General features: G+C 63.0%; 20 protein-coding genes and 1 pseudogene. 11 read left to right on the forward strand and 10 right to left on the reverse strand.

Going from position 1 to position 23,263, the window contains the following annotated elements; genetic code table 11:
- Positions 1-645: 645 nt before the first annotated feature.
- On the reverse strand, positions 646-2,307 hold the full coding sequence (locus ACYASU_RS17475) for a VRR-NUC domain-containing protein (RefSeq protein WP_463583522.1): 1,662 nt from the start codon (positions 2,305-2,307) through the stop codon (positions 646-648).
- 163 nt (positions 2,308-2,470) lie between these two features.
- Here ACYASU_RS17475 and ACYASU_RS17480 point away from each other — a divergent pair, with 163 nt between their 5' ends.
- A complete protein-coding gene (locus tag ACYASU_RS17480; protein ID WP_463583523.1) occupies positions 2,471-2,974 on the forward strand; it encodes a nucleoside 2-deoxyribosyltransferase in 504 nt (167 codons plus the stop codon).
- 176 nt (positions 2,975-3,150) lie between these two features.
- Here the strand turns inward: ACYASU_RS17480 and ACYASU_RS17485 are convergent, their stop codons facing one another.
- Together ACYASU_RS17485 and ACYASU_RS17490 are read right to left on the reverse strand one after the other, a co-directional pair.
- Positions 3,151-3,360, reverse strand: a complete 210-nt coding sequence (locus ACYASU_RS17485; RefSeq protein WP_192174307.1) for a hypothetical protein — start codon at positions 3,358-3,360, stop codon at positions 3,151-3,153.
- A gap of 65 nt (positions 3,361-3,425) precedes the next feature.
- The gene (locus tag ACYASU_RS17490; RefSeq protein ID WP_282373606.1) at positions 3,426-4,328 is read right to left on the reverse strand and encodes a LysR family transcriptional regulator; all 903 of its coding nucleotides are present in this window, start codon (positions 4,326-4,328) and stop codon (positions 3,426-3,428) included.
- A gap of 130 nt (positions 4,329-4,458) precedes the next feature.
- On the opposite strand from ACYASU_RS17490, the gene ACYASU_RS17495 reads away from it, so the two are divergent.
- A complete protein-coding gene (locus ACYASU_RS17495; RefSeq protein WP_463583524.1) occupies positions 4,459-5,556 on the forward strand; it encodes an AbrB family transcriptional regulator in 1,098 nt (365 codons plus the stop codon).
- 107 nt (positions 5,557-5,663) lie between these two features.
- Entirely contained in the window at positions 5,664-6,446 is a 783-nt protein-coding gene (locus tag ACYASU_RS17500; RefSeq protein ID WP_463583525.1) for an exodeoxyribonuclease III, read from the forward strand.
- Between the two features lie 225 nt (positions 6,447-6,671).
- On the opposite strand, the gene ACYASU_RS17505 is transcribed toward ACYASU_RS17500, so the two are convergent.
- From ACYASU_RS17505 to ACYASU_RS17515, 3 genes and pseudogenes are all read right to left on the reverse strand, one after another.
- Positions 6,672-7,916, reverse strand: a complete 1,245-nt coding sequence (locus tag ACYASU_RS17505) for a D-mannose isomerase (protein WP_463583526.1) — start codon at positions 7,914-7,916, stop codon at positions 6,672-6,674.
- A 286-nt stretch (positions 7,917-8,202) separates the two neighbouring features.
- Positions 8,203-9,066 carry a methyl-accepting chemotaxis protein gene (locus tag ACYASU_RS17510; RefSeq protein ID WP_463583549.1) on the reverse strand — a complete coding sequence of 288 codons (864 nt, stop codon included), beginning with the start codon at positions 9,064-9,066 and terminating at the stop codon, positions 8,203-8,205.
- Positions 9,061-9,828: pseudogene (locus ACYASU_RS17515) on the reverse strand (MCP four helix bundle domain-containing protein); the annotation flags it as partial. The pseudogene ACYASU_RS17515 and the gene ACYASU_RS17510, both read right to left, overlap by 6 nt.
- A 192-nt stretch (positions 9,829-10,020) precedes the next feature.
- On the opposite strand from ACYASU_RS17515, the gene ACYASU_RS17520 reads away from it, so the two are divergent.
- The 3 genes from ACYASU_RS17520 to ACYASU_RS17530 all read left to right on the forward strand — a co-directional run bounded on the left by ACYASU_RS17520 (position 10,021) and on the right by ACYASU_RS17530 (position 12,424).
- Positions 10,021-10,509, forward strand: coding sequence for a GFA family protein (locus ACYASU_RS17520; RefSeq protein WP_463583527.1), 489 nt, complete (start codon positions 10,021-10,023; stop codon positions 10,507-10,509).
- 165 nt (positions 10,510-10,674) lie between these two features.
- The gene (locus ACYASU_RS17525; protein ID WP_463583528.1) at positions 10,675-12,222 is read left to right on the forward strand and encodes an FAD-dependent oxidoreductase; all 1,548 of its coding nucleotides are present in this window, start codon (positions 10,675-10,677) and stop codon (positions 12,220-12,222) included.
- Positions 12,223-12,268: 46 nt separating this feature from the next.
- A complete protein-coding gene (locus tag ACYASU_RS17530; protein WP_192174314.1) occupies positions 12,269-12,424 on the forward strand; it encodes a hypothetical protein in 156 nt (51 codons plus the stop codon).
- A gap of 10 nt (positions 12,425-12,434) precedes the next feature.
- On the opposite strand, the gene ACYASU_RS17535 is transcribed toward ACYASU_RS17530, so the two are convergent.
- Complete coding sequence (locus tag ACYASU_RS17535; RefSeq protein ID WP_463583529.1) at positions 12,435-13,532, reverse strand: MBL fold metallo-hydrolase; 1,098 nt, start codon at positions 13,530-13,532, stop codon at positions 12,435-12,437.
- 236 nt (positions 13,533-13,768) lie between these two features.
- On the opposite strand from ACYASU_RS17535, the gene ACYASU_RS17540 reads away from it, so the two are divergent.
- Positions 13,769-14,398, forward strand: coding sequence for a TetR/AcrR family transcriptional regulator (locus tag ACYASU_RS17540; RefSeq protein ID WP_463583530.1), 630 nt, complete (start codon positions 13,769-13,771; stop codon positions 14,396-14,398).
- Positions 14,399-14,407: 9 nt separating this feature from the next.
- On the opposite strand, the gene ACYASU_RS17545 is transcribed toward ACYASU_RS17540, so the two are convergent.
- Entirely contained in the window at positions 14,408-15,088 is a 681-nt protein-coding gene (locus ACYASU_RS17545) for a DJ-1/PfpI family protein (RefSeq protein WP_192174317.1), read from the reverse strand.
- A gap of 160 nt (positions 15,089-15,248) precedes the next feature.
- Here ACYASU_RS17545 and ACYASU_RS17550 point away from each other — a divergent pair, with 160 nt between their 5' ends.
- The 4 genes from ACYASU_RS17550 (at position 15,249) to ACYASU_RS17565 (ending at position 20,499) form a co-directional block, all read left to right on the forward strand.
- Positions 15,249-16,232: a GlxA family transcriptional regulator gene (locus tag ACYASU_RS17550; protein WP_463583531.1), complete on the forward strand. Its 984-nt coding sequence runs from the start codon at positions 15,249-15,251 to the stop codon at positions 16,230-16,232.
- A 594-nt stretch (positions 16,233-16,826) separates the two neighbouring features.
- Positions 16,827-18,176 carry a GntT/GntP/DsdX family permease gene (locus tag ACYASU_RS17555; protein ID WP_108120002.1) on the forward strand — a complete coding sequence of 450 codons (1,350 nt, stop codon included), beginning with the start codon at positions 16,827-16,829 and terminating at the stop codon, positions 18,174-18,176.
- Entirely contained in the window at positions 18,177-19,037 is an 861-nt protein-coding gene (locus ACYASU_RS17560; protein WP_237253794.1) for a MurR/RpiR family transcriptional regulator, read from the forward strand.
- Positions 19,038-19,041: 4 nt separating this feature from the next.
- Positions 19,042-20,499, forward strand: a complete 1,458-nt coding sequence (locus tag ACYASU_RS17565) for an N-acyl-D-amino-acid deacylase family protein (RefSeq protein ID WP_463583532.1) — start codon at positions 19,042-19,044, stop codon at positions 20,497-20,499.
- A 115-nt stretch (positions 20,500-20,614) separates the two neighbouring features.
- Here the strand turns inward: ACYASU_RS17565 and fahA are convergent, their stop codons facing one another.
- Positions 20,615-21,913 (reverse strand): fumarylacetoacetase, encoded by a 1,299-nt coding sequence (gene fahA, locus ACYASU_RS17570; protein ID WP_463583533.1) that lies wholly within the window; start codon positions 21,911-21,913, stop codon positions 20,615-20,617.
- Positions 21,910-23,226 (reverse strand): homogentisate 1,2-dioxygenase, encoded by a 1,317-nt coding sequence (gene hmgA / locus ACYASU_RS17575; RefSeq protein WP_463583534.1) that lies wholly within the window; start codon positions 23,224-23,226, stop codon positions 21,910-21,912. Before hmgA ends, fahA begins: the two co-directional genes overlap by 4 nt.
- Positions 23,227-23,263: the final 37 nt, after the last annotated feature.

Consider the following 23,263-nt stretch of genomic DNA (forward strand, 5'->3'; position numbering starts at 1 on the left):
CAATTTGCGATTCTGTACGGAGATCGATTTATCAGGCCGACCTGGTAAAAGCACGGCCTGCCTAACGGCAGGCCGCTACCAGCCCGCACACAAAAAATCTGACAGTCCCTGGAAAAGCACCCCAAGTAACCAAGGGTGCTTGCTCTCGGTTGGGCCCTTCCTTCGTCAGGGTACCCTCACTCCGACGACGCTCCGTGGGCCCGCGCCGAACGGACATCCATGTCCTGACGGCGCTCTCGCCGCATCCATGCGGCTCGGCCCACTCCGCGTCGTCTGCGTTCGGCCTGCACCCAAGTCGCGATTGGCGGCGTCTGAACTTTTTGCGTATGAAGATCAAAAGCAGATCAGAAGCACGCGTGGTAGGACCGGCTTTAGCCGGGAAGCCTTTGATCTTGATCGTTCCCACGCTCTGCGTGGGCATGCATCCCCTGACGCTCCGCGTCACCGGTCTCACTGATGCAACGCGCGCTGTTAGTGGGACCGGCTTTAGCCGGGAAGAGGCCATCTGAGGCGCCGGGATTGTTGGCTGTGTTTGAAGGGGACTGATTTATTTACAGCGCTTCACCGTAAATTGTTTGAAGGGGACTGATTTATTTACAGCGCTTCACCGTAAATTAATCTGTCGCCGTCTAAGCCAATTCCGTTTCACCCCGCCGCCCGCAAATCTTCTTCCGCCCATTTCACGTAGCACACCACCACCGGCATTTCGTGTTCGGCGCAGAAGTCGATCCAGCGCAGTTGGTTGTCTTGCAGGCGGTCGCCGGGGCCTTTGACTTCGATCATTCGGTAGCGGCGTTGTTCGGGGTAGAACTGGATGAGGTCGGGCATGCCGGTGCGGTTGGCTTTGATGTCTTGCAGCAGGCGTCGGAACCAGCGTTTGAGGTGTTGCGCCGGCAGGCAGTGCAGCGCTTGATCCAGCAGCTCCGGGGTCAGGGTGCCCCAGAACACGAAGGGCGATTGCAGGCCGAACTTGCTGGCGTAGGTGTCGCGGATCACTGCTTCGTAGCGCTGGTCGTCGAGCTGCGCCAGGCACTCGTCGAACAGGGCCGCGCGGCGCTGGTAGAAGTCCGGGCTGTAGAGGTCACTCGGTGCGCTGTGGAACGGGTGGAAAAACGCGCCGGGCAGCGGCGCAAAGATCGCCCGCCAACAGAGCAGACCGAACAGCGAATTGACCAGCGCGTTCTCGACGTAGTGCACCTCGCTGCCCTCTTCCGCCAGGTGCTGCTGGATCAGCCGTTCGACGCTGTGATCGGGAAGCGGCAGCACGCTCAAATCAAGCCGAGTGACGGCTCGTTTCAACCGTTTCTGCACGCTGCCCTCGCCCAACTTGCGCTTCAGACGCGGCTGTATGCGCAGCAGGTGTTGGGTTTCTTCATCGTTTTCCGGCGCCGATTGCGCTTCCAGCAGCAGCGTCATCGCGTCGGTGAATTGCTCGCTGCGCTCAAGCACGCGGATCCTGCGTACGCGGGCGCCGGGGTAGCTGGACTGTGCGTAGACGCTCAATGCCAGCGGCCAGTCCTGCTCGCGTTCGGCCTGCTGACCGATCTTGAACAAGAGCTTGGCGCGACGCATGGCCAGCCAGGGATTGTCGGTCTCGACCGCCAGCGCCTGAGGCGCCAGCTCGGCCAGTGCCATGCCGTCGTCCAAGGCCTGCCGGCAGGTGTGCAGGTGCAGGCAGATGTCGATGTCGGCGCGTTGGTTGATGCCACGGGACTCGACGGAAAATTCGACTTTTTCGTAGCGATAGATGCCCAGGTCCGCCAGCACGAACTCCGACCACTCCTGGTAGAGATTGCCGAAGTACAGCAAGCGAAGCCGGTCGCACAGTGGCATGACCTGCAGCGCGAAGATCACTTCTTCGAATCCGGCAAACCAGTGCTCCAGGCGCTGGGGTGCTTCGTAGATCGGCAACAGGCGCTGCAGGAGGTCGGATTTTTTCTCGGCGCTTTTGACGCCGTGGGCTTTGAAACACTGGCCCAGCTCATCTTTGCGCAGCAGCGCGAACAGAGCGTGAAGGTCCAGATGAGGCTGACCGTCGACCCAGCCGGATTCCAGCAACGGCGCGGCGGCCAACCGGACATCGCCGATTTCTGCGTAATCCAGTTTGCTGGCGCGGAACAGCGTGCCTTTGCGCATGACCATGCGCACCAGCAGCGCCTGCGCAGGTTGCGGCAGTTGGGCAAAGTCGTCGATGAAACGCCGCTCGTCTTCATCGAGCAGGTCGTCGTAGCGCTGGGCGATCCAGTTCAGCACCTGGCGGAAGTTTTCCAGGTAGTAAAACGGATTGTCGAGGGGGGAAAGGCTCACGGCGAGGTCACGTAAAGGCTGACGGAAGAGCGTCAGGATACTGGTTATCCGTACAGATTCCAGCCCTGCCTGTTGTAGGATGGCGCCGGCCCGATCAACGGCGCGGACCAAAGAGCACTGCTCACCCGTTAGACTCGCTCCACGCATTTTCCAGGAGATCGCCATGCCTTCCACCAGCCAACCCCTGGTCTATCTCGCGGGCTTCGACGTATTTCGCGCCGACGCCATCGAGCACGGCCGCTATCTGAAAGCCCTATGCGACCAGCACGGTCTTGAGGGTTTGTACCCGTTTGACAACGAAGTGCCGCAGGGGCTGAGCCCTGAAGAGGCGGCTGCGGTGATTTGCAACGCCAACATTGCGATGATCAAACGCTGCGACGCGGTGCTGGCGAACTTGAACGCCTTTCGCGGCGCCGAGCCGGATTCAGGCACCGCCTTCGAAGTGGGCATGGCCGTTGCCCTAGGCAAACCGGTGTGGGCGTATTTCGCAGCGACTGGCGCGTTGCGCGAGCAGATTGCCCATGACGCGGCGGGCTTTGATGGGCAAGGGTTTCAGGTGGAAGATTTCGGCCTGCCGCGCAATTTGATGCTGGCGTGTACCTGGGCGGGCAGCAGCGAGACGGCGGAACAGGCGGTTGAGGGATTGGCTGCGCATCTGGCTGGCTGAACCCAACCCTGTAGGAGTGAGCTTGCTCGCGATGGCGTCGTATTTACCACTGAATATCCAGCGGATGTACTGGCCTCTTCCCGAGCAAGCTCGCTCCCACAAGGTTTGCATCTGCTGCTAGACCGCGGAGCGGTTCACGACTGGAGATATCCGACAATCCAGCGCCAGCGCCCCGCCTATTCCAGATTCGACGAACTGATGTCCAGCTTGTCAGCGTCGGCAAACTCGTCCAGATCCAGTTCGCTCAAATCCAGCTCGCCCTCCGGATCGCGGTCTTCGTCGGAATCGGCGTCGTTGAGGGGCGACTGGTCGCCGCCGAAATGCTCGCCGTCGTGTGCCCAATAAGCAATTGCGTGGATGTCCGGCTGGTTTGTCTGTAGCTGCATCGTTGACGCTCCGTAGGTGAATGTCGTTAAGCAGGCTAACCCACCCGGCGGGGTAAAAGCACAGGTCACGACCAATTGAGGAAGGATCCGCCGTCATCGCGCAGCATCTGCACCATGGCGTGGGCGGCAGGCGACAGATAGCCTTCGCGGCGCAGCATGACGCAAATGGTGCGCGTCATGGTGGTCTGCTCCAGCGGCACCTCGCGCAGGTCCTGCATGTTCTTGCCGAACTCCAGGGTCTCCCGGGCGATGAAGCTCAGCAGGCTGGTCTGGGCAATCAACCGGGGCAGCAGGGAAATCGAATTGGACTCGATCTGCACTTCCGGCAGCGGCAGGTCGTGGCGGGCGAAGGCGTCGTCGACCCAGATGCGCGACGACACGCCGGAAGGCGGGAGCACCCAGCGGTAACGGCACAGGTCGCGCATCTCGAACGGCGCCTGGAAGATCGGATGGTTGCGGCTGGCGATCACCACGGCTTCGTCGGTCAGGATCGGGTAGAACGAGAATTCCTCCTCGGCACTGCGCTGGGCGCAGATGATCATGTCCAGGTGCCCGGAGCGCAGTTGCTCGCGCAGCATGTCGTCCTGACCGATCACCAGCTTGAGCGTGACCTGCGGCGAGCGTTTGAGCAGCGCGCTGGTCAGTTCCGGCAGCAGGTACTCGGCCATAGTCGCCGCACAGCCCAGCCGGATATCCCCTACCGCGCCACTGGCGAAATCCCGCACCTCGCGCTGGGTCTGGGCAATGCTTTGCTGCAGCACCTTGCCCCGCGCCTGGAGCAGTTCGCCGACCGGCGTGAGCTTGATTCGGCGGCCGTCGCGCTGGAACAGCTTGGTGCCGAAGGATTCCTCCAGCCGCTGAATGCTCTTGGTCAAGGCCGGCTGGCTGCGGTTGAGCTTTTCAGCCGCGCGCCCGAGGTGACCGAGTTCGGCGATGGTTTCGAAATAGGTGAGGTCACGCAGGTCCATATATCAACCAAAGTTATCGATTCATGATTATTAGAAAATAGACTTGATCGATTGCGCTGTCGATACTGGGCGTCATTGGAAATGCACTCGGCAGGGAAGCACTCAGGTCACTCCTTATCAGGAAATGCCAATGCTCTGGAGATCCGCGTTGCCACGCCCCGCCTCGTTTGCCCTCGCCCACCAGCACCCGCTGACCCAATGGCTGCTGCTCATCCTCATGGCCGGTAGCGCCGGCCAACTGTTCAAATACTCCCACATCCCCGCCGCACTGTTTCTCGGGCCCATGCTGGTGGCGATCGGCTTCGGCGTCGCCGGGGCCAGCGTTCGTCTGAACAAGCAGGTGTTCCGCCTCGGCCAGGGCACGGTCGGCGTGCTGGTCGCCCACTCCATGACCGTCGGCGTGCTGCTCGCGGCGATGCAGTCATGGCATGTCATGGTGTTCGCCACCTTGCTCACCGTCGCGTTGAGTGCGGTGGTCGGCATCGCCATGGCGCGCTGGGGCGGCATTCAGAGCAGCACCGCAGCGTGGGGCACTTCGCCGGGCGCGGCGTCAGCGATGGTCGCGATGGCCGAGGATGACGGCGCCGACTCTCGGGTGGTCGCCACCATGCAATACGTGCGGGTGGTGTGCGTGGTGATGGTCGGCGCGCTGGTCAGTCGGCTGATTGGCGCAGATGCCGGTGGGTCGGACGTCCACAGCACGGACGCGCTGTTGCACGGGATGAACCTGCTCAATCTGGGCCTGAGCCTGCTGGTGATCGTGGTCGGCGTGCTGCTCGGCAGTCGCTTGCCGGCCGGCGCCTTGCTGGTGCCCTTGCTGCTCGGCGGCGCGCTGCAGCTGAGCGGCCTGCTGCAGATCACCCTCCCTGCCTGGGTGCTGGCGATCGCCTACGGCGCGATCGGCAGTTACATCGGCCTGCGCTTTGATCGCGTGACCATTAGCTACGTCTGGCGGCGGCTGCCCGCGATGATCGCAGGGGCGCTGGTGCTGATCCTGCTGTGCGCCCTGTCGGCCTGGGGCATCGCGGAAATCATGGGCAAGGAATTCCTCTCGGTGTACCTGGCCACCAGCCCGGGCGGTCTTGATGCCATGGCGATCATTGCCATCGACACCCATTCGGACGTCGGCTTCGTGCTGGCGATGCAGACCCTGCGACTCTTTGCTGTGATCGTGACGGGGACCTATATCGCCCGGCAGGTGATTCGTGTGTCGCAACGTTTTGCCTGACGGAGCGAAGCCGGCTGATTGACGAGAAAGGCAGCGGCGCGCACACCGATGGAATCTTCGGCCAGCAGGCGACCTCCAACGCTGCACACCCATTGGAGGCGAACGCCATGGCCACGCTGAAAATCGCCACGTTCAACATCAACGGCATCCGCGCGCGGTTGCCCATTCTGTTGCAGTGGCTGGAAAAGGAAGCGCCCGACATCGTCTGCCTGCAGGAACTGAAAGCGGCCGACACGGCCTTCCCCGCCGACGATATCCGCAATGCCGGCTACGGCGTGATCTGGCAGGGCGAGCCGTCGTGGAACGGCGTGGCGATCCTGTCCCGGGACAGTGAGCCGCTGGAAATTCGCCGGGGTTTGCCGGGCAATGAAAAGGACAAGCACAGCCGCTATCTGGAGGCGGCTGTTCAGGGCGTGATCGTCGGCTGTCTGTACCTGCCCAACGGCAACCCGCAGCCGGGGCCGAAGTTCGAGTACAAGCTGGACTGGTTCGAGCACTTCATTAAACACGCCGACTCGCTTTTCAAGAGCGAGCATCCGGTGGTACTGGCGGGAGACTACAACGTCATCCCCACAGACGATGACATCTACAACACCCGCTCATGGCTGAAGGATGCCTTGCTGCAACCGGAAAGCCGCGCGTGCTTTGAGCGGTTGCTGGACCAGGGCTGGACCGACGCCCTGCGCGCGAAATTCCCTGACGAGCGGATTTACACGTTCTGGGATTATTTCCGCAACCACTGGAAAACCAACTCAGGCCTGCGCATTGACCACTTGCTGTTGAGCAAGGATCTGAAGCCCAAGCTGAAAAACGCGGGGGTGGACCGCTGGGTCAGGGACCTGCCCCACGCCAGTGACCATGCACCGACGTGGATTGAGTTGAAGGTGTGAGGTTGATGCGCGGCTCGCCAACCCACTGCCCTTAATCAACATGACCACACTGCCGATGTACCTGCTGAAAACGGGACTGTGGGAGTGAGCTTGCTCACGAAGGCGGCAGTTCAGGCGCTAAAGATATAGCGGATGTACTGGCCTCTTCGCGAGCAAGGTGGAGCGCCACCCCGGTCGCTCCTACACAGATCGCGTTGGCCTCGAGACCGCGCAGGATCCCGCGGGCTAGGCCCGGCTCGCCAACGCCGTCGCCAGGCTTTGTTCCAGCGGCAACACCGGCAGCAGCGTCGCCTGATAGGCGTGATACAAATCCGGCTTGCCGGCCCAGATGTCGGCGCTGGGTTTGTTTTCAGGGTTGAGTTCGTGGCGCCAGCTGCCGTTTTCGTAGTCGATGAACAGCGTCTCGCTGAACTCCCAGAACGTCCGGTACCAGTCTTCGTATTGCTGCTCGTGGGTGCGTTGCAACAACGCCGCGGAGGCGGCCGCGGCTTCGGCGTGGGTCCAGTGCAGGCGATGGCGGACCACCGGTCGGTTTTCCCAGTCGAGGGTGTAGACGATCCCCGGCGCGCCATCGACGTCCCAGCCATAGCGGCAGGCGTTTTCGAATAAACCGCGAGCGTCTTCCAGCATCCAGGCCGGCGTTTCCAGCCCGGCCTTGCGCCGCGCCGCTTCCAGGTGCAGCACCAGCCGCGCCCACTCGAAGGCGTGGCCGGGCGTGGTGCCGTAAGGGCGGAAACCGTCGTCGGGCTTGTCGACGTTGTAGTCGAGGATCGGCTGCCACTGCAGGGTGAAATGCTCGATCACTTGATGGTTGTTGCCAGCGGCGTGCTGATGAATAACCCGCTCGACGATGCTCAGCGCACGATCCAGCCAGCGCGCATCGCCGGTGACGTCGGCCAGGGCGAGGAACGCCTCGGTGCTGTGCATGTTGCTGTTGGCGCCGCGGTAGGGTTCTTCGTTGCTCCAGTCGCGGTCGAAGGATTCGCGCATGGCGCCTTCTTCCTCGCTCCAGAAGTGCCCGGTGATCACCTGAATCGCTTGTTCCAGCAACGCCTGGGCGCCGGGGCGACGGGCGACGACTGCCGAACTGGCGGCGAGGGCGACGAAGGCGTGCAGGTAAGCGTTCTTGCCGGTGTCGGCGCTGTGCTCCAGGGGTTTGGCGAACCAGCCTCCGTGTTCGGCGTCACGCAACGGCCCGGCCAGCGCCGCAATGCCGTGATCGACCAGCGCGGCGCAACCGGGAATGCCGTTGATGTGGGCCATGGCGAAACTGTGGGTCATGCGTGCGGTGTTCATGGTTTCGGCCACGGCATCGGCGGGGAGCCGGCCGAGGTCATCCAGATTGCCGAAGCCCTGGGGCAGCTTCGAGGCCTTGGCAAACGCCAACAGCCGATTGCCCTCCTGCATCAGCCATGCCGTGTGGCCCGGGGAGCGCAGCCAACTGCTGAAATCGCGATTCACGTCATCCATTGCCCTTCACCTATCTCGTCGGCAGGTTCGGCCCGCCAGGAATTATTAGTCGGGGCGAATCATGCAAGCCGAGGGCAGCGACAGGCAAGTGAATGAGGTGAAAGGCTGCCGTTCTTGGCCTGTTCCCGGCTAAAGCTGGTCCTACCAGGAAGGCGTCATTTGTCACACCGCAAAACCGAGGGTGCTCAAACCGGCCTCTTCCCGGCTAAAGCCGGTCCCACTAATACCGCATTACCCTGTGGGACCGGCTTTAGCCGGGAAGCCTTTGAGACGTTGAGAAGAACCATCAAACCCGAAAGCGCGTGACCACCTGGTTCAACTCCGCCGCGAGCCGGGACAGTTCGTTGCTCGACGCGCTGATCTGGTTGGCGCCGGACGACGACTGCATCGACAGGTCGCGGATATTGACGATGTTGCGGTCCACTTCCCGCGCGACTTGCGCCTGCTCTTCGGCGGCGCTGGCGATGACCAGATTGCGTTCGGAGATTTCGTTGATCGACGTGGTGATCCGGCTCAGCGACTCGCCGGCACCCTGGGCCAACCCCAGTGTTTCGGTCGCCCGTGAGCGGCTGATCGACATCGACTCCACTGCTTCGGTGGAACCGCTGCGCATGGTCGTGACCATCTTGTCGATTTCCAGGGTCGACTGCTGGGTGCGGTGGGCCAGGGCGCGCACTTCATCAGCGACCACGGCGAACCCGCGTCCGGACTCGCCGGCCCGTGCGGCTTCGATGGCAGCGTTCAATGCCAGCAGGTTGGTCTGCTCGGCGATGGAACGAATCACGTCCAGCACCTTGCCGATGTCCTTGGACTGATCGGCCAGGTTCTGCACCAGGTCCGAGGTGTGCTGTACGTTGCCGGACAGGGTCTGGATCGAATTGACCGTGTCGATGACCCGGTTCTGGCCGTCGCGGGCCGCCGCGTTCGATTCGCTTGACGCCTGGGACGTCGACACCGCGTTGCGCGCGACTTCCTCGACCGCCGAGGTCATTTCGTTCACCGCCGTGGCGGCCTGTTCGATTTCGGCGTTCTGCTGGTGCAGGCCGCGATGGCTGTCTTCGGTCACCGAGTTCAGCTCCGTGGCCGCCGACGCCAGCTGGCTCGCCGAATTGCCGATCAGGCTCAGGGTCGAGCGCAGATTGGTTTGCATCTGCTGCAACGCGCTCTGCAAGCGCGTGACTTCATCATTGCCCTCAACGCGAATGTCATGGGTCAAATCGCCCTTGGCCACGTACTCGGCGGCATCAACCGCTTCCTGCAGGGGGCGAACAATGCTGCGGGTCAGCCACACCGCGAGCACCACGGTGGCCAGTGCTGCAATCAGCACGAACACCAGCACCACGTTTCGGGAGTTGCCGTATTGCGCTTCGGCGGCAGCGCCTTCGAGTTCGACCTGATGGGAGTAGAAATCACCCAGATCGCCCAATTGCGCGCCGGAGTTGTCGACGGCGGTTTTCATGTCCACCAGCAGCAGTTTGTTCAACGCCTTGAGGTCACCGCTCTCGGCGAGCACAAAAGACTGGGTCAAACCGCGCTGATAATCGACCAGGGTCGCGCGGAATTTGCCGTACAGTGCCTTCTCTTCCGGGGTATCGATAAAGGTGTCGAGGCTGGCGAGTTTCTCGTCAAGGATCTTCGCGCGCGCGTCCATCTGACCTTTGTAGACGCTGACGTTTTTCGGATCGGTGTCAAGGGCAACCCGCAGCGAGATCGTGCGAATGCGCAGCATGGCTTCGCGGATGTCATTGACCAGACGCATGCTCGGCATCCAGTTGCTTTCAACCGCCACCTCGCTCTGTCGGATCGTCGACATCTGGCTCAGGGCGAACCAGCCCAGCAACGCGACCAACAGGGAAATCAGGGTAAACCCAAGGCCGGCGCGGCGGGCGATGGTCAGGTTGCGTAGGCTCATAACGGTCGGCTCATTCTTGTAGGGGCGGGACGCTAAGTCGTCATATGACTACCGCTTATCGACATTGCCGCGGGCTTCTTGAGCCGCCGGTCCGTGAATAATCCGAACGCCCGTTCGAGAAAACATCGAACCCCGCCCGCTTGAGCGGTCTAGACCCTTAGACCCGACATCACATTCAAGCGGAGGTGAATCATGCATCTGGAAGGCTCTTGCCATTGCGGCGCCGTCGAATTCAGCCTGACAAGCGCCCATCCCTACCCTTATCAACGCTGCTACTGCTCGATCTGCCGCAAGACCCAGGGCGGTGGCGGCTACGCGATCAACCTGGGCGGCGATGCGAAAAGTCTCCATGTTAAAGGCAAGGACAGCATCGCCATCTACCACGCCAAGATGCGCGACGATGAGGGTCACCAAACCCGCATCAGCAGTGCCGAACGGCATTTCTGCAAACGGTGCGGCAGCGGGCTGTGGCTGTTCAGCCCCGAGTGGCCGGAGCTGATCCACCCGTTTGCGTCAGCCATCGACACGCCGTTGCCCATCCCGCCGGAGCACACGCACTTGCTGCTGAACTCCAAGGCGCCGTGGGTGGAAGTGGCCGCAGGACCGAATGACCAACAGTTCGAGGAATTCCCTGAAGAGTCGATTGCCGACTGGCATGAGCGGCTGAAGTTGACGCAATAGCCAGACGCAGTGAAATGACCACGCGGTCCGGGCGTTCCTCCGGCAGTTGAAGCGAACGGAGCGCCCGCCCAACCGGCCACCCGATAATTCCCTGAACCTCTCCCCCGACCGCCGACTCCCAACTAAAAGCCCCTAAGTCCAATAAAAGCCCACAAGGAAGCGCACATGCCTCTGCATCGAGTCGCCCCTCTGACCGATATTCAGCAAGACCGCGGTCTCCAGGTCGAGTTTGGCGAAACCAAGGCGCTGCTGGTTCTGCACGGCGACGAAGTCCGCGCGTTTCAAGCCTTCTGCCCCCATGCCGGCGCGCCACTGGCCGACGGCGCCATCTGCAACGGCCACCTGATCTGCCCCTGGCACAAGGCCGAATTTTCCATCGACGACGGCCATCTCTGCGAACCGCCTGCGCTGGATGCCCTGACTCGTTACCCCGTCCACGTCATCGATGGCCATGTGCTCGTCGATGACCAGCCCATCGCCGCCGACACGCCGACGCTGGCCGAGGACAGCCGCTGCTTCGTCATCATTGGCGCCGGCGCGGCGGGCACAGCGGCTGCCTGCGCGCTGAGGGAAAAAGGCTTCAACGGTCAATTACGGCTCATCGACAGAGAAGCCGCGCCCGGGTACGACCGCACGGCGCTGAGCAAATTTGTCTTGTCCGCCGAAATGGATACCGATGAGATTCCGGCTCTGCGCGACGGCGGGTTCTACCTGAGCAACCGTATCGAACGGGTGCACGGCGAAGTGATGAAACTGGACGTCGTCAACAAGCGCGTCACCTTGGCGGACGGGCGCCGCTTTGACTACGACGCGGCGCTGGTCACCACCGGTGGCGAGCCCCGCGCGTTGACTCTAGAGGGCGCGGACCTGCCGCAAGTGCTGACCCTGCGCAGCCGCGATGACGCCAGCCGAATTCTTGCGTCGGTCCACCCCGGCAGCCACGCATTGATCGTCGGCGACAGTTTTATCGGGCTGGAAGCGGCGTCGGCGTTGCGCACACAAGGTGTGAACGTGACGGTTCTGGCTCGTCATGAAGTGCCGTTTGCCGGTCAGCTGGGTGAGCGCATCGGCAAAGCCCTGCGGGCGCTGCATGAGCAGAACGGCGTGCTGTTCCGCACCCATGTGGACGTCAGCCGTTTCGAGGGTGTTGAACGGGATGGGCAGCAGCTGCTGCAGACGGCGGTGCTCAGCAATGGCGAACGACTGCAGGTGGATCTGGCGTTGGTCGGCGTCGGCGTGAGCCCGGTGACGCATTTCATCGACGGCGTTCAACTGGAGGACGATGGCTCACTGGCGGTCGACGACGGCATGCGCGCGGGCAAGGATCTGTGGGCGGCCGGCGACATTGCCACCTTTCCGCTCAACCATCAGCCCCGGCGCATCGAGCACTGGCGCCTGGCCCAACAACAGGCCCGCATTGCGGCGGGCAACATGCTGGGCGAGGACCTGCGATACACCGATGTGCCGTACTTCTGGACCTACCACTTTGAGAAGCGTCTGGATTACCTCGGCCACGCCGAAGACTGGGACGACATCGTCTACTTGGGCGAGCCGGAACACTTCGATTTCCTGGCGCTTATCTGCAAACAGGGCGTTGTCGCGGCCGTGGCCGGCTGTGAGCGGGAACGGCCCATGGCGATGCTCGCCGAACGCATGAAACGACCGCTGTTCAAAGACGAAGCGCTGATGCTGATCAACCAGATCGACCATTGAGCACGTGCTTCAAATCAACCATCAACCTCGTACACCGGAGGGCGCCATGCCTGATAAAGAGTCCAATCGCGAAGACCTCGACCACAAGCCTGAAAACGCAGGCAAGGTCGGCGAGGAACACAAACAAGCCAATCAGAGCGGTGAACAACAGCGACCGCCGGAAACGGAGCATCCGGCAGATTCCACTGACGCCAAACCCTGAAACAGCCGGCTTAGCCGCGACTGGTGACCTGCTGGCGATCGTCCCGCCGTTTCGAGCAGCGGCCGGTCGCAGGCTCGGCAGCCTTGTCCACTTTCAGCCACCACGCCTCGCCTCGGCTGGGGTACTGAACGTAAAACGGCTGGCCCATTTCTGGCGTGGTGATGGAAATGCTGCGGTCCCACGCCAGCGCGAGAATCCGGTCGAACGGCTCGTGCCAGGCGTGCATCGCCAGGTCGAAGGTCCCGTTGTGGATCGGCAGCAGCCACTTGCCGCGCAGGTCGATGTGCGCCTGCAGCGTCTCTTCGGGCTGCATGTGCACGTCCGGCCAGTCTTCGTTGTACGCGCCGGTCTCCATCAGGGTCAGGTCGAACGGGCCGTACTGCTCGCCGATCAGCTTGAAACCGGCGTGATAGCCGGTGTCACCGCTGAAGAAGATGCGCTGCTCGCCATCAAGCATCACCCACGATGCCCACAGGGTATGGTTGCCGTCGCGCAACGTCCGGCCCGAGAAGTGCTGCGCCGGGGTCGCCACAAAGCGAATGCCATGAATCTCCGTCGACTGCCACCAGTTCAACTGCTGAACCTTGGCGGCCGGCACGCCCCACTCGATGAGCGTGTCCCCTACCCCCAGCGGCGTAATGAAATGCTCGGCCTTGTCCTTGAGCACCTGAATGGTCATGTGATCGAGGTGGTCGTAGTGGTTGTGGGAGAGGATCACGGCCTTGAGCGGCGGCAGGTCTTCCAGGCGGATCGGCGGCTGATGGAAGCGCTGCGGACCGGCCCATTGCACCGGCGAGGCACGTTCGGCGAATACGGGGTCGGTCAGGAAGTATTCACCGCGCAGTTTCAGCAGCACTGTGGAGTGGCCGAGCCGGTAGACCGTGTTGTCGGGCGCCGCGAACAGTTGCTGGCGCGACAGCGGCTGAACCGGGATCTCCCCGGCCGGGCGGGTGTGGTGGGGTTTGTTGAACAGGGCGTTCCAGAAGATGCGCAGGGTTTTGCCCACGCTTGAGCGCGCCATCGGCTTGTGATTGAAATAGCGACCTTCACGCCGAGTCAGGACGGGCAGCGCAGGATTTGAATCAAGGTTTTTATCGATCGAGGCCATGAGGGTGCTGACTCCATGAAACGGGTGAAGGTGGCGTTGCGGGAGCTGCAAGCTGCAAGAGCATGCCGTACGCCGTAAGCTTGCGACTTGAAGCTTACAGCTTGAAGCTCTTGTCTGCTTCTACACTACACAGTGTAGTTTCAAGCTTGCACGATGAGCAAAGAGAAGTAAACTGCCCGGTGTAATTTTCCTGTCGGGCGGTTGAGTCGTCCGCGCCACCTCACAGAAGCGAATCCATGACTGCCCCACTGCGACTGACCGACCGTAAACGCGAAGCCATCGTTCAGGCGGCGATCGCCGAGTTCCGCGATAACGGTTTCGAGGTCACGAGCATGGACCGGATTGCCGCCCGGGCCGAGGTCTCCAAGCGCACGGTCTACAACCACTTCCCCAGCAAGGAAGAACTGTTCTCCGAAATGCTCCATCGCCTGTGGTCCTCCGCCGCGACGCAGACCGATGCAGTGTACAAACCCGGCGTGCCCCTGCGCGATCAACTGCGCGAATTGCTCGACGCGAAGATGAAAACCCTCGGTGACAGCAACTTCATCGACCTGGCCCGCGTGGCCATCGGCGCAACGATTCACTCTCCCGATCGTGCGCAGATCTGGGTCAGCCGACTCAATCAACGGGAAGAAACCTTCACCGTCTGGGTGCGCGGCGCCCAGCAGGACGGCCGCCTCAAGGCCGTCGAGCCGGTGTTCGCCGCGTCGCAGATCCATGCATTGCTCAAGGCCTTCGCCTTCTGGCCGCAAGTCACCCTCAACGAGCCCCTGCTCGCGCCGGATAAGCAGCGCGAAGTGGTCGAGTCGGCGCTGGACCTGTTCCTCTGCTGGTATGAAATCCCGCTCACTGCATCTCCGATCTAGTCCCGCCCGTTAATCCATGGCCGCCGTGACGCGTTCGACAATCTGCCGACGCGCCAGCAAACCCTGCATGGCGCGATCGGTGGCGACGGCGAGGATGTTCGCCGGTGCGGTGTCCGGTCGGCCGGAATCGTAGGGCGGTGCCGGCGCGTACTCCAATTGCAGCTGAATGGTCCGGGCGGTATCCGCGTCAAACACTTCGCTGATCAGCGTCAGCGCAAAATCGATACCCGCCGTCACGCCGCCGCCGGTCATCAGGTTGCCGTCGCGCACCACGCGCTCGTGCACCGGAATCGCACCGAACTGCTCCAGCAATGAATGGGACGCCCAGTGGGTGGTGGCGCGGCGGCCTTTCAACAGCCCTGCTGCGCCGAGCACCAGCGCGCCGGTGCAGACGGAAGTCACGTACTGCGCCGTGGCCGCCTGATGCTGGATGAAGGCCAGGGTTTCGGGGTCTTCCATCAATGCATCAACCCCTACCCCGCCCGGCACGCAGATCACGTCCAGGTCTATGCAGTCGGCGAAGGTCGCGGTCGGCACCAGGGTCAGGCCGGTGCTGGACTGCAGCGGCTCAAGGTTTTTCCAGACCAGATGCACGACCACGCCGGGCATGGTGGCGAAAACATCGTAGGGACCGGTGAGGTCCAGTTGCTGGACTTTGGGGAATACCAGCAGGCCGATATGCAGGGTCATGGTGTGTTTCCTTGTACTGGAAGTGATTCATCTGACGGTATGAAGTGACGCGGCCGATGGGGCTCGGCCAGCGACTGGACGAAACCACTGTAGCGAGCTAGCCTCTGGCGGATACGCCATAAAGCCGACAATTCACGCCAATCTTCACAGTGAGAGCGCCATGCCCCATCAGCCCAGGCCGGTTCACGTTCTGGCCTTTCCCAACGTTCAGTTACTCGACGTCACCGGACCGCTGCAGGTGTTTGCCTCGGCCAACGTCATGGCCCAGGAAGCCGGCCTGAAAAAAATCCCATACCGGCCGGAGGTCATCGCTCGCGAACCCGGCAGCGTGGTCTCCTCCGCCGGGCTCGGGCTGCTTACCCACCCGCTACCGTCCACGCCTTCGGACACGCTGATCATTGCCGGTGGCGGCGCGGTGCACACGGCGCTGCGGGACCCGATTCTGGTGGACTGGGTGCGAACGCAATCCGCCAGTGCCCGGCGAGTGGCGTCGGTGTGTACCGGCGCATTTTTACTGGCGGCGGCGGGCGTGCTGGACGGCCATCGGGTGGTCACCCACTGGGACAGTTGCGACGAACTGGCGCGGCGTTTTCCGCAACTGCGCGTCGACCCGGACCCGATCTTCATCAACGAAAACCAACTGTGGACGTCCGCCGGGGTGACAGCAGGGATAGACATGGCCCTGGCGATGGTCGAGGCGGATTTGGGCCGGGACATCGCACTGGCCGTGGCGCGGGATCTGGTGGTGTTTCTCAAGCGCCCGGGCGGGCAATCGCAGTTCAGCACGGCGCTGTCAATGCAGCATCAGACCCGCGACCAAGGCAGCCGGTTTGGCGACCTGCACGCCTGGATTCTCGACAACCTGGCCAGTGACCTGTCGGTTGCCACACTGGCGGCGCAGGTGGGCATGAGCGAGCGCAGTTTCGTCCGCCACTACCGCGCCCACACCGGGAACACGCCGGCGCGGGCCATCGAGCAATTGCGCGTCGAAGCGGCGCGGCGCCTGCTGGGGGACAGCGCGCTGCCAATCAAGCGCATCGCCGACCGCTGCGGTTTTGGTACGGAAGAAACGTTGCGGCGCAGCTTCATGCGTGCGGTATCGGTGACACCCCAGGCGTATCGGGAGCGGTTCACTGCGGCATGAAGCGGCCGCGAATGCTGACTGTCCTTCCCCAGAGAAAGTGGCTGGCTGTCCTGGCCCCTTCGCGAGCAAGCTCGCTCCTGCAAATTGACTGCATCGACCGGGCAATCCAGGTCGCGCACAGAGACCTGTAGGAGTGAGCTTGCTCGCGAAGAGGGCCGTTCAGCCAATGAATTTTCTTCGCTGGATAAACCGCATTCGCGAGCAAGGTGGAACGCCACCCCGGTCACTCCCACACGTCTAACAAACCGGCCGAAATCCTGAGGCAGCCCTCGCTCCCCACAAATTGACTGGTCGCAAGACAAAGCATCGGAGCGAAATTAATTTTCACGAATTGATCTTTTTATACTGCTTCGTGTAATTTACTTTCCATCACGAAATCAGAGATAACAATAATGACTGCCTGTGATCGTCCCGCCCCTGCTCTTCTTTCGCCGTTCATGGCGCTTGCAACACCCACTGCCGAGATCGTTTTCACCGCCTGGCTGCGCACTGGTTAACCCCTGCGCGGGCTAGCCCTACACGGGATCAGCCCCACTCTGGTTAGCCCCGCCGCCCAAGCCCTGACCTCCTCATTCTCAGCAAGGAATCCGTTGCATGCCTCCGTCAACCGGCCTGTCTCTGTTGGTCTATGCCGCCGTCGCGATCATCGCCCTGATCGTGCTCATCGCGCGCTTTCGTCTCAATCCGTTCATCGTCATCACCCTGGTGTCCGTCGGCCTAGCGCTGGTCGCCGGGATGCCGGCCAATGCCGTCGTCGCGTCCTATGAGGGCGGCGTCGGCAAGACGCTGGGGCATATCGCGCTGGTTGTGGCGCTGGGCACCATGCTCGGCAAAATGATGGCCGAGTCCGGTGGTGCCGAGCAGGTGGCGCGCACCTTGATCGACCGCTTCGGCGAGCGCAACGCGCACTGGGCGATGGTCTGCATTGCGTTTCTGGTGGGGCTGCCGCTGTTCTTCGAAGTGGGTTTCGTGCTGCTGGTGCCGATTGCGTTCACTGTGGCGCGCAGGGTCGGCGTGTCGATTCTGATGGTCGGCCTGCCGATGGTCGCCGGCCTGTCGGTGGTCCACGCGTTGGTGCCGCCGCACCCTGCCGCGATGCTGGCGGTGCAGGCCTATCAGGCGTCGGTGGGCCAGACCCTGTTTTACGCCATCCTCATCGGCATCCCTACCGCGATCATTGCCGGCCCGATCTACGCGCGCTTCATCGTGCCGCACATTCATTTGCCCGATGAAAACCCGCTCGCCAAACAATTTCTCGACCGTGAACCCCGCGCCCAGCTGCCGAGCTTCGGCATCACCATGGCGACCATTCTGTTGCCGGTGGTGCTCATGCTGCTGGGTGGCTGGGCCAACCTGATTTCCACGCCGGGCAGCGGCTTCAACAGCTTTCTGCTGTTCATCGGCAACTCGGTGATCGCGCTGCTGCTGGCCACGTTGCTAAGCTTCTGGACGTTGGGCATTGCACAGGGGTTCTCCCGCGATTCGATCCTGAAATTCACCCAGGAATGCCTGGCGCCAACGGCCAGCATTACGTTGCTGGTGGGCGCGGGTGGCGGTCTGAACCGGATTTTGGTCGACAGCGGCGTGACCAACGAGATCGTCGGCCTGGCGCAGGACTGGCATCTGTCGCCGCTGCTGATGGGCTGGCTGTTCGCCGCATTGATGCGCGTCGCCACCGGGTCGGCCACCGTGGCAATGACCACGGCGTCCGGCATCGTGGCACCCGTAGCGCTGGGCCTGGGTTATCCCCATCCAGAGCTGCTGGTGCTGGCGACCGGCGCCGGCTCGGTGATTTTTTCCCACGTCAACGACGGCGGGTTCTGGCTGATCAAGGAGTATTTCAACATGACCGTGGCACAGACCTTCAAAACCTGGACGGTGCTGGAGACGCTGATTTCGGTGATCGCTTTCGTCCTGACCCTCGGGCTGGCGCAGGTGATCTGAGTGGACATTCTTTACCAGATCCGCGCCCGGCAGGAGTCGTTCAGCGCCGGCGAAGGCCGCATCGCCAGACTGGTGCTCAGCGACGTGGCGTTTGCCGCCAGCGCCAGCCTCGACGACCTCGCCGCCCGCGCCGAGGTCAGCAGCGCCACGCTGTCGCGTTTCGCCCGCACGGTGGGCTGCAAGGACCTGCGCGACCTGCGTTTGCAACTGGCCCAGGCCAGCGCCGTGGGCAACCGCTTCCTCACCCCGGAGCAGGCGCCGGAGCAGTCGGCGTTTTTTACCCAGATCGTCGGCGACATCGAGTCCACCCTGCGTCAACACCTGGCCGGTTTCGATGAATCACGCTTCCAGGCGGCGGTGGCCCTGCTGGCGCCGGCGCGGATGATTCACAGCTTCGGCATGGGCGGCGCGTCCAGCCTGTGCAGCGAGGAACTGCAGACCCGGCTGGTGCGCCTCGGCTACCCGATCGCCGCCAGCCGTGACCCGGTGATGATGCGCCTGATCGCCGCGACCCTGGGTCCCGAGCACAGCGTGATCGTCTGCTCGCTGAGCGGGCGCACTCCTGAACTGCTCGACGCGGTGGATCTCGCCCGCAGCTATGGGGCGAAGATTCTCGCCATCACCCTGCCCGGCTCCCCGCTGGCGGAACGGGCGGATGTCCTGCTGCCGCTGCAGATCGCCGAAACCAATTTCATCTACAAACCCACGGCCGCGCGCTACGGCATGCTGCTGACCATCGACGTGCTGGCCACCGAACTGGCGCTGACTGCGCCCGACGCCAACCGCGAAAGGCTGCGGCGGATCAAGCTCGCGCTGGATGACTACCGCGGCGGCGACGACGGCCTGCCCCTTGGAGACTGACCCCATGCTTTACGACCTGATCATTCGCGACGCGCTGGTGATCGACGGCAGCGACACCCCCGGCTATCGCGCCGATGTGGCCATCGGCGAAGGCCGTATCCAGCGCATCGGCGACCTCCACGACGTGTCCGCCCGCGAAGACATCAACGCCGCCGGCCGCGTGCTGGCGCCGGGTTTCATCGACGTGCATACCCACGACGACACCGTGGTGATTCGTCAGCCGGCGATGCTGCCGAAAATCACCCAGGGCGTGACCACGGTGATCGTCGGCAACTGCGGCATCAGCGCCTCGCCCGTTTCGCTGGCGGGCGATCCGCCGGATCCGATGAACCTGCTCGGCCCCGCCGCTGCATTCGTTTATCCGCGCTTTGTCGATTACCGCAACGCGGTGGACGCGGCGCGTCCGGCGGTCAATGTGGCGGCGCTGATCGGCCACACCGCGCTGCGCAGCAATCACATGGACGATCTTTTTCGAACGGCGCGCGCTGATGAAATCAGCGCCATGCGCGGGCAATTGCGCGACAGCCTGGCGGACGGCGCGCTGGGCCTGTCCACCGGCCTGGCCTATGCCTCGGCTTTCGCCGCCGAAACCGACGAAGTCAAACAACTGGCCGAGGAGCTCACGGCGTTCGGCGCGGTGTACACGACGCACCTGCGCAGCGAGTTCGAGCCGGTGCTGGAGGCCATGGACGAGGCGTTCGAGATCGGCCGTCATGCCAGATCCCCGGTGGTGATCTCCCACATGAAATGCGCAGGCGCAGGCAACTGGGGCCGCAGCCCGCAACTGCTGGCGTCCCTGGAAAACGCCGCCCTGACCCACCCGGTGGGCTGCGATTGCTACCCCTATGCGGCCAGTTCTTCAACGCTGGATTTGAAGCAGGTCACCGATGCGTTTCCGATCACCATCACCTGGTCAACACCGCACCCGGAACAGGGCGGCCGCGAGTTGACAGACATTGCCGCCGACTGGGGCCTTTCACTGGTGGACGCCGCGCGAAGGCTGCAGCCGGCTGGCGCCGTGTATTACGGGATGGACGAGAACGACGTGCAGCGGATCATGAAGCACCCGCTGTCGATGATCGGTTCCGACGGGCTGCCGGAAGACCCGTTCCCGCACCCGCGCCTGTGGGGTGCGTTCCCCCGGGTGCTCGGGCATTTCAGTCGGGATCTGGGGCTGTTTCCGCTGCACACCGCCGTGCACAAGATGACCGGACTGACCGCCACACGCTTCGGGCTGCATGAGCGTGGCTTCGTGCGCGAAGGGTATTGCGCGGACCTGGTGTTGTTCAACGCGGGCACCGTGCGCGATGTGGCGGATTTCAAAGAGCCAAAGCGCGCGGCCGAGGGGATCGATGCGGTCTGGGTGAACGGGCATTTGAGTTACGCGGAAGGCAAACCGCAGGGGGAGCGGCAAGGGAGGTTCTTGCCGCGCAGTGGATCTCTGGTGGGTGGGTTTGGTTAATTTCTGTAGGACTGGCTTTAGCCGGGAAGACGTAAGCGGCACACCGCAAATCTGGGCTGTACACGCTGGCCTCTTCCCGGCTGAAGCCGGTCCTACTAAGACATGGGATGCGGCTTTAGCCCACCACCACCCCACGGCACTCGCCAAAGCCGATGCTCACTTCGCCCTCTTTGCGGCAGCGCGCTTTGAGGATCACCTCATCGCCGGCCTCCAGAAAGGTTCGCGTCTCGCCGTTGGGCAACTCTACGGCGCGCTTACCGCCCTCGGTCATTTCCAGCAGGCTGCCGAGTTGGCCGGGCTGCGTGCCTGACAAGGTGCCGGTGCCGAAGAGATCCCCCGCCTGCAGCTTGCAGCCGTTGACGCTGTGGTGGGCCACCATTTGCGCGACGGTCCAGTACATGTTTAGCGTGTTGCTGAGGGACAGACGCTGGGGCGCGACGCCCTGCTCTCTCATCTGCGCGGTGAGCAGCAGCACTTCCAGCTCGATGTCCAGCGCGCCGCCGGCCTGATCCTGCTCGTCGAACAGATAAGGCATCGGCTGCGGGTCACCCTCGGGGCGCGCCGGTTGAGCCGCGCGAAACGGCGCAAGGGCTTCGGCCGTGACCACCCACGGCGAAATGCTGGTGGCAAAACTCTTCGACAGAAACGGCCCCAGTGGCTGGTACTCCCAGGCTTGCAGGTCGCGAGCCGACCAGTCGTTGAGCAGGCAGAAACCGGCGATGTGCTCGCCCGCCTTGCTGATGGCGACAGGCTCGCCCGCCTCGTTGCCCTGCCCGATCCATACGCCCACTTCCAGTTCGTAATCCAGGCGCTTGCTCGGCCCGAAATCCGGTGTCTCGGCACCCGGTTTCAAGGTCTGCCCGCTGGGGCGCTTGACCGGCATCCCGGACACACCCAGGGTCGACGCGCGCCCGTGATAAGCGATGGGCACGTATTTGTAGTTCGGCAGCAGCGGGTTGTCCGGGCGGAACAGCTTGCCGACGTTCATCGCGTGATGAATGCCGACGTAGAAATCAGTGTAGTCGCCGACCTGCGCCGGCATGTGCATCTGGCAGTCAGCCATTGGCACCAGCAGACGGTCGCCCATGGCCTGCAAGCGTTCACGCTGCAGGGTTCTTTCGTCGAGCAGGTGCAGCAATTCATGGCGCAGCGCCTGCCGCGACGAACCGCCCAGGGCGAAAAAGTCGTTCAGTTGCCCGCGGCTGGCGGCCTCCACGGCCACCCGCGCGGCGCCGTTGAACAGGCTGGCCTCAAGGGCCGTTTGCAGGTCGAGAATGAAATCGCCGATGGCAACGCCGCCGCGCTTGCCGAAACCGGGGCGGCTGAACACGCCCAGAGGCAGGTTTTGCAGGGGGAAATCGGGATGGTCGTTGGCGCTGGCAACCCAACTGCGCGGGTGGTGTGAAGTGCTCATCGTTGGCTGTCCGTGTCGAAAAGCTTGAACGTTCTGGCGATGCCATCCCAGCAGGCATCGTAGTCGCTTTGCAACTGTGGGCATTCCAGCGCGTGGTAGCTGGGGCGCAGGACTTTGCCGGTCTCGAACATGAACGCCATGGTCTTCTCGATCTTGTGCGGCGTGAGTTCGGCGGCGATGGCTTTCTCGGCGCTGGCGTTGTCCGGGCCATGAGCGCTCATGCAGTTGTGCAGCGACGCGCCGCCGGGCATGAAACCTGCGGCCTTGGCGTCGTAGGCGCCGTCGATCAGGCCCATGAATTCGTTCATCAGGTTGCGGTGGAACCACGGCGGCCGGAAGGTGTTTTCCGCCACCATCCAGCGCGGCGGGAAGATCACAAAATCGACGTTCGCCTGACCTTCGACAGCGCCCGGAGACGTCAGCACAGTAAAGATCGACGGATCGGGGTGGTCGTAACTCACCGTGCCCAAAGTGTTGAACAGGCGCAGGTCGTATTTGTACGGGACGTTGTTGCCGTGCCACGCAACGACGTCGAAGGGGGAATGACCGAGCGTAGTCGCCCACAGTTCGCCGAGGAATTTCTGCACCAGCACAGTGGGCTGCACGCTGTCTTCAAAATGTGCGTGGGGCACCTGGAAATCCCGGGGATTGGCCAGGCCATTGCTGCCAATGGGCCCAAGGTCAGGCAGGCGCAGGGCGCAGCCGTGGTTCTCGCAGATGTAGCCCCGCGCTGTGCCGTCGAGCAGCTCGACGCTGAATTTCAAACCACGGGGCAGGACGGCGATTTCCTGCGGCTCGAGGTCGAGCAGGCCCAGTTCGGTGGTGATGCGCAGCCGGCCCTGCTGGGGGACGATCAGCCATTCGCCGTCAGCGTTGAAGAACGCGCGCTGCATGGAACGGCTGGCGGTGTAGACGTAGACGCTCACGCCCTCGGCCTGTTCGGCAGACGAGGTGCTGGCCAGCGCGTGCAGGCCTTCAATGAAATCGGTCGGCTCGGCGGGGATGTCGAAGGCATCCCAGCGCAGGCGATTGGGTGTGACGGGGCCCTGCTGCTGGCCCGTGATCTGGCGCTCAAGGCGCTGAAAACGGGGGTGCGCGGCGGACGGTTGAATGCGGTAGAGCCAGGTTCGTCGGGCTTCGGCGCGGGGGACGGTGAACGCGGTCCCGGAGAATTGCTCGGCGTACAGGCCCAGCGGGTGACGTTGCGGCGAGTTCTGCCCGTGGGGCAAACCGCCCGGCATCGCCTCGCTGCTGAATTGATTGCCGAAGCCGCGCTGGTAGCGCAAGGGCTCGGACCGAGGTGTTGTCGACATGGCGACCTCTTATTGTTTTTATCGTAAGCGTGTTACG

The sequence above is a fragment of the Pseudomonas sp. HP_12 genome, from assembly GCF_055283955.1.